Genomic DNA, 6322 nt, shown 5'->3' on the forward strand with positions numbered 1-6322 from the left:
CGACCTCTTCGAGCTCCCCCGCCCCCCCCGCTTGGAAGGCGAACACCAGCACGACAACGCCCGCCTCGCCCTCGCCGCGCTCCGCGTCCTCGGCGCGTCCCCACGGGCCCTCGACGCCGCCCTGAACGCCACGCACCCCGGACGGCTCGAACGCTTCCGCGTGCGCGGACGCGACGTCCTCCTCGACGGCGCCCACAACGCCCACGCCGCCCACGCCCTCGCCCACGCCGTCGGCCACGCCGTCGGCCACGCCGACACCCTCCTCTTCGGCGCCTTCGGCCGCAAGGCCGTCACGGACATGCTCGCCCACCTCCGCGGGATCGCGCGCGCCGCCGTCTACACCACCCCCGGTGAACTGGCCGCCGACCCCCACGCCCTCGCCCGCGACTGGAAGGGCGCCGCCGCCCCCGACCCCGACGAGGCCCTGCGGCTCGCCCTCGACCTCACGCCCGAGGGCGGCCTCCTGCTCGTCACCGGCAGCCTCCACCTCGTCGGACGCCTCCGCCCCCGACTGCTCGCCCCACGGGAAGAAGAGTAGGGAGCGGTCCGGGCGTCCGGGTGTGCGGCGTCACGCGTCTCTGTAGGCATGGGAGTGGCCGTCCAGCCTTTGGTCTTCGCCGCCCGGAGCGGTCCGGGCGTCCGGGTGTCCGGCGTCACGCGTCTCTGTATCTTGAGCGTCGTACGCCCCGGGACGGCCCGGGGCTCATGCCTCGTCCATTGGCGCGTCTCTGTATCTTATTGGTATGCCTCTCGTCATCCTCGTCACCCTCCCACCCGACCGCGCCACCGACCTCGCCCGCGTCCTCGTCGAGGAGCGGCTCGCGGCGTGCGTGAACATCGTCCCGCAGATGACGACCGTGTACCGCTGGCAGGGTGACGTCGTCGTGGACGCCGAGGCGCTCCTCGTCATCAAGACCGAGGAGGACCAGTACGACGCCCTCGAACGGCGCGTCACCGAACTGCACCCCTACGACGTGCCCGAGATCATCGCGCTGCCCACCACGCGGACCCTGCCGTCGTACCTGTCATGGCTGCAGGACAGCGTACGCTGATGAGTGGAGAGACGCGCTGACGGCCGGTGCAAAAGCGAGGGGCCGCCCCCGAGCGTACGACGGCAGCTGATGAGTGGAGAGACGCGTCACCGCCCAATGCATGAGCCCCGGGGCGTACGCAGCCCAATGCGGACGGCCCCTGCCCGCCTTCACTTCCCGAAGCGCAGCAGCGTCCCGCTGCCGTAGTCCGCGACGTACAGCTCACCCGCCTCGTCCTCCCCGAAGGTGGAGATCTGATCGTTCGTGTCGAGCAGCTCCCGCGTCGTCCAGCGGCCGTTGGAGGCGCGTGACGCCGCCCAGACGCGTCCGCTGGCGAAGTCGCCGTACACGTAGCGGCCCACGAGGTCCGGCAGGGCCTTGCCGCGGTACACGTACCCGCCCGTGATGGACTGACCTTCCGAGCGTCCGTACGTGACGACGGGGTCCACGAGGGTGCCGCGCGCGCAGTTCGAGGACGGGTCGAAGCACTCGTCACCTTCCTTGAGGCGCCAGCCGTAGTTCTCGCCGCCCCTGCTGGCCTTCGGCTGGAAGTTGACCTCCTCGAAGCGGTTCTGCCCGACGTCCGCGATGAGCAGGTCGCCCGTGCGGCGGTCGAAGCTGAAGCGCCACGGGTTGCGCAGCCCGTACGCCCAGATCTCGGGCCGCGCGCCCTCGCGGTTCACGAAGGGGTTGTCGCGCGGCACGGCGTACTTCTCGCCGCTCACGTCGACCCGCAGGACCTTCCCGAGGAACGTGCCGAGGTTCTGCCCGTTGTTCTGCGGGTCGCCGCCGCTGCCGCCGTCCCCGAGGCCCACGTAGAGGTAGCCGTCCGGGCCGAAGGCGAGCTGACCGCCGTTGTGGTTCGCGTAGGGCTGCTCGGCGCGCAGCAGCACCGTGGCGCTGCGCGGGTCGGCCGCGTCGCCTTTCGCCGTGTAGCGCGCGATGACGGTGTTCCCGTCCCGGTCCGTGTAGTTCACGAACAGCCGTCCGTTCTGCCTGAATTTCGGGTCGAACGCGAGGCCCAGCAGGCCCCGCTCGCCGCCCGCGCGGGTGAGGCCGCTCAGGTCGAGGAACGCGCCCGGCTGGAGCCGTCCGTCCTTCACGACGCGCACGCGGCCGCCCTGCTCCACCACGAAGAGCCGGCCGCTGCCGTCCCCGGCGTTCGTGACGGTGACGGGCCGCTCCAGGCCCGTCACGACTCGGGTGAGGCGGACGTTGCCGTTCTGGTTGTTCTGCGCGACCACCGGGATGGTCAGCAGGGCCGACAGGGCGAGGGCCGCCCCCAGGAGAGCTCGGACGTTGCGCATGGCCCCATCATCGCCCGCGAAGGTGAGGAAGCCCGAGGTGGACGCCCCCGCGTCCGATGAAGACGGGGTGCGCCGACACGGAACGAGGGGACGCCCAGCTGGGCGTCCCCTCGTGTTCACGCGCTCGTTCAGATCACGAACTCGCCCGCACGCATGACGGGCTCGCGGCGACCGTCCGCGTACACGCCGTCCACGTCCATGTCGGCGCTGCCGATCATCCAGTCCACGTGGATGAGGCTGTCGTTGCCGCCCTTCACCGCGAACTGCTCCGTGGTCATCTCCGTGCCGCCCTTCACGTTGAAGCGGTACGCGCTGCCGATCGCGATGTGGCTCGCGGCGTTCTCGTCGTACAGGGTGTTGTAGAAGAACAGCCCCGAACGTGAGATCGGCGAGGAGTGCGGCACGAGCGCCACCTCACCGAGACGGCGGCTGCCCTCGTCCGTCGAGACGAGCCGATCGAGGACGTCCTGACCGCTGCGGGCGGTGGCCTCCACGATGCGGCCCCCCTCGAAGCGGATGCGGATGCCGTCGAGCAGCACGCCGTTGTACGACAGCGGCTTCGTGCTGACGACCACGCCGTCCACACGCTCGCGGTGCGGCGCGGTCCACACCTCCTCGGTGGGGATGTTCGCGGTGAACTCGATGCCGCTCGGGGTCAGGGCGGCGCCGCCGCCCCACACGTGATCCTCCGCGAGACCGACCGTCAGGTCCGTCTCGGCGCTATGGAAGTGCAGGGCGTGGTACTGCTTCTCCGTGAGGAGCGCCTTGCGGTGGTGCAGGCCCGCGAGGTGCTCCTTCCAGGCGCCGACCGGGTCGGGACGGTCCGCGCGGGTCGCGGCGAAGATCGCGTCCCACTGCTGCCGCACCGCCATCTGCGCGTCCGACTCGGGGAACATGCGCCGCGCCCAGTCCGTCACGGGCGCCGACACGAGGTTCCAGTTCAGCGCGTTCGTCATGACCTTCTGCGTGTACGGCTTGCGGTACGCCGCGAGCGTCCGCTGGTGCGTCGCGACGCGCTGCCCGTCCACGTTCGCGAGCAGGTCCGGGTTCTCCGCTCGGATGCTGATGACCGCGCCGCCCGCCTCGGCCGTCTCGATCTCGGCGTCCACGCGCCAGCGGCTGATCTCCTCGAAGGAGCCCTCCGGCGCGAGGGAGAAGCGCGCGAGGCGCACGTCGTCGTCGTCCCAGCGGACGTCCGCGAAGCTCGCTCCCGCCGCGTACGCCGCTCGCACGATGGCCCGCGCGAGCGGCGCGCACTCCACCGGCGACTGCACCAGGAGGCGCTGGCCCGCGCGCAGTCCCGCACCCACGCGCACCGCGAGTTCCGCGTAGTTCGCGAGCTTCTGGTCGAACGTCAGGTCCTGCTCGGTGGGTTGTCCAGTCATGTCCGGCAGGATACTCCAAACGCGCGTTCGTTGCGCTCCCCTTGACCGAACCCCGGTTCTTAGCTATATTCCCCTTTGCTGGGCATCGAGGCGTAGCGCAGCCTGGTAGCGCACTACCTTGGGGTGGTAGGGGTCGTGAGTTCAAATCTCGCCGCCTCGACCAGCAGAGAAGTCCCTCCTAGAGGGGCTTCTTTCTTTTTATTCCAGAGGCCCGGGGCTCCACCCGATGTGGAAGCTTCAGGCTTCTTCGAGGCCCGCACGGTGTTCGCGCAGGTTGAACGTCCGCGGCCCCCTCGAGCCGTTCCGTCCGGTGATCAGGCACTGCTCGGGAGGCCCAGGCACGCCTCGGCGATCGCCGTGACATGACGAAGGTCCGTGCCACAGCACCCACCGAGGACCGTCAACTGCGGCTGTCGTTCGAGCAACCGACGGTACAGCTGCCCGAGTTCGACCGGATCGCCCGCGTCAAGCTCGGTCATGACGTCCAGCTCCGCATGACTGCATCTCGACGCGTTGGCGCGCACTCCACGAACACGCCTCGTCCAGGGGGACGACTCCGTCAGCACGGACGCGAAGTGATCCGGGTGGGCGCAGTTGATCATGAAGTACGCCGGGTACCCGCCGGTCATCGCGTCGACGGCTTCGACGGCGGCTTCCAGCGAGTCCCCCGTCGGCAGACGCCCATCGGTCTCCAGGGTGAACGACACGGCCACCGGTACCCCCGCCTGCGCCGCCGCACGCGTGACCCCTGCCGCTTCGTTCACGTTGGTCATGGTGAGCGCCGAGATCATGTCGACGCCCGCGTCGGCGAGCAGGCGTACCTGACGCGCGTGGTAGTCCGTCGCCTCCTCGACGCTCATGATCCGCCCGGGATCGTAGCCGTCACCGCGGGGACCGACGCAGCCGCTGACCACGATGTCCTGCGTGCTGCCGAACTCCCCCCGGAGACGGTGAAGCATCTCGACGGCAGCGACGTTGAGCCGGTCGAGTCCGGGTTGGTCGAGACCGAGTGGCGCCGCCCAGTCGGGGCTGGCGCGCCACGTGGCGCTCTCCAGGATGAAGCCCGTGCCGAGGCGGCGTGCGAGCTCCAGGTAGGGACGGTAGTACCCTTCGAGCGCCGCGCGTCCGGCATCGTCGGCGAGGAGGACGATCGACGCGAACGAGGGGAGCTCGACGCCTCGGTTGAAGAGCAGGTCGGTCTCCAGCCCGCCGTCGGTCAGCACGCGGCGTGTGAGCTGAGGAAGCAGTCCGGTCATATCGTCCTCCATTCGGCGGCAGGGATGGGGCGACGTAATGCAGGGAGGAATCAAGCGTAACATGCGCCGAAGACTGCTCGGACGCCCGGCACCCGGTCAGGCCGTCCGCGTGGGATCGGCGTGGACGTTCACCCGTCGGGGCGCGGTACGATCCGACTGATCACGACGCCACGTCCCGAGCCGTTCGGTACGCTCACCCGTTCACGTTGGAGGTCCCATGACCGTAGAGCCGCTTCCCGTCCGATTCCAGGTCCTCTCCACCCCGCATCTGGCCGACGCCTGCCTGCGCCTCGGCGTTCCCGTGCGCTGCGGACCGAGCGCGCTGCGTCCCGTGCTTCCCGGGGGCCGCGTCGCCGGGCCCGTGCGGCCCGCCCGGCACTTCGGCAGCGTCGACGTGTTCCTCGAGGCGCTCGAGGGGGCCGCGCCCGGTGAGGTGCTGGTCGTGGACAACGGTGGACGCTTCGACGAGGCCTGCGTGGGTGACCTCGTCACCCTGGAGGTCCAGCGCGCCGGACTCGTCGGGATGGTCGTCTGGGGCCTGCACCGGGACACGGCGGAACTGCGCGACATCGGCCTGCCGGTGTTCAGCCTCGGGGCCCTGCCCACCGGACCGCTGCGTCTCGACCCCCAGGAGGAAGGGGCGCTCGCCTTCGCGCAGGTCGGTGAGTTCCGCGTCACCGCGGAGGACGTGGTGTTCGCGGACGACGACGGCGTGCTGTTCGTGCCGCGACGTGACCTCGAAGCCGTCGCGAACGCCGCGGAGGCCATCCGGGACGTGGAGCGGCGTCAGGCGGCCCGGATGCGGGAGGGCCGGAGCCTGCGGGAGCAGACCCGCTTCGGGGCGTTCCTCGCGCGGCGCGCGCGGGAGCCCGGCTTCACCTTCCGGCAGCACCTGCGGGAGCTCGGCGGCGCCATCGAGGAGTGACGTTCGGAGTGACGGTCAGCGGGGTTCGCCCACGTAGAAGACCAGCGCGGCGGGCAGGTTCGATCCGCTGGCCGGAACGAGGCGCAGGTCCAGCGTGTCCGTGCGGGCCCGCCAGAGCAGGGGCAGCACGGACGGATCGGTGAGGGCGGCGCCCTGGCCGATCAGGCGGGTCGCTGCGCGCGTGCCGTCGCGGACGTCGAGCAGGCCCCGGTAGCGTCCGCCGCGCGTGGAGAAGCCCAGGGTGCGTCCCCGCGCGCCGCGGACGCGCAGGGTGTAGAGCACGCCGAAGTTCCCGAGCAGGGTCTGCGCGTCTCCGGTGAGGGCGTCCCGACCCCGCAGGGGCAGGTCCGGGGCGCCGCCGACGGTGACGCGCGCGGTCCGCGCGGGGAGCGTCACGTCGAGCGTGCGGTTCGCGTGG

6 protein-coding genes, 1 tRNA gene and 1 pseudogene are annotated in these 6322 nt (G+C 70.9%); 4 read left to right on the forward strand and 4 right to left on the reverse strand.

Annotated features, from left to right (window positions below; all coding sequences use genetic code 11):
• Positions 1–538, forward strand: a 538-nt coding sequence (locus tag DEIPI_RS30210; RefSeq protein ID WP_342667508.1) for a glutamate ligase domain-containing protein, incomplete at its 5' end; no start/stop codon positions are given.
• 205 nt (positions 539–743) lie between these two features.
• Positions 744–1052, forward strand: a complete 309-nt coding sequence (gene cutA, locus DEIPI_RS0110700) for a divalent-cation tolerance protein CutA (RefSeq protein WP_027481778.1) — start codon at positions 744–746, stop codon at positions 1050–1052.
• Between the two features lie 149 nt (positions 1053–1201).
• Here the strand turns inward: cutA and DEIPI_RS0110705 are convergent, their stop codons facing one another.
• Positions 1202–2338 carry a PQQ-dependent sugar dehydrogenase gene (locus DEIPI_RS0110705; protein WP_027481779.1) on the reverse strand — a complete coding sequence of 379 codons (1137 nt, stop codon included), beginning with the start codon at positions 2336–2338 and terminating at the stop codon, positions 1202–1204.
• A 128-nt stretch (positions 2339–2466) separates the two neighbouring features.
• Entirely contained in the window at positions 2467–3723 is a 1257-nt protein-coding gene (locus DEIPI_RS0110710) for an aminopeptidase (RefSeq protein ID WP_027481780.1), read from the reverse strand.
• An 86-nt stretch (positions 3724–3809) separates the two neighbouring features.
• Here DEIPI_RS0110710 and DEIPI_RS0110715 point away from each other — a divergent pair.
• Positions 3810–3886, forward strand: a tRNA-Pro gene (locus tag DEIPI_RS0110715).
• Positions 3887–4037: 151 nt separating this feature from the next.
• Here the strand turns inward: DEIPI_RS0110715 and DEIPI_RS0110720 are convergent.
• On the reverse strand, positions 4038–4979 hold the full coding sequence (locus DEIPI_RS0110720) for a homocysteine S-methyltransferase family protein (RefSeq protein WP_027481781.1): 942 nt from the start codon (positions 4977–4979) through the stop codon (positions 4038–4040).
• Between the two features lie 217 nt (positions 4980–5196).
• On the opposite strand from DEIPI_RS0110720, the gene DEIPI_RS0110725 reads away from it, so the two are divergent.
• Positions 5197–5904, forward strand: a complete 708-nt coding sequence (locus tag DEIPI_RS0110725; RefSeq protein ID WP_027481782.1) for an RraA family protein — start codon at positions 5197–5199, stop codon at positions 5902–5904.
• Between the two features lie 15 nt (positions 5905–5919).
• Here the strand turns inward: DEIPI_RS0110725 and DEIPI_RS30215 are convergent.
• Positions 5920–6322, reverse strand: a pseudogene (locus tag DEIPI_RS30215) (hypothetical protein); the annotation flags it as partial.

The sequence above is a fragment of the Deinococcus pimensis DSM 21231 genome (assembly GCF_000519345.1).
In the GTDB taxonomy this organism is placed as follows: domain Bacteria; phylum Deinococcota; class Deinococci; order Deinococcales; family Deinococcaceae; genus Deinococcus_A; species Deinococcus_A pimensis.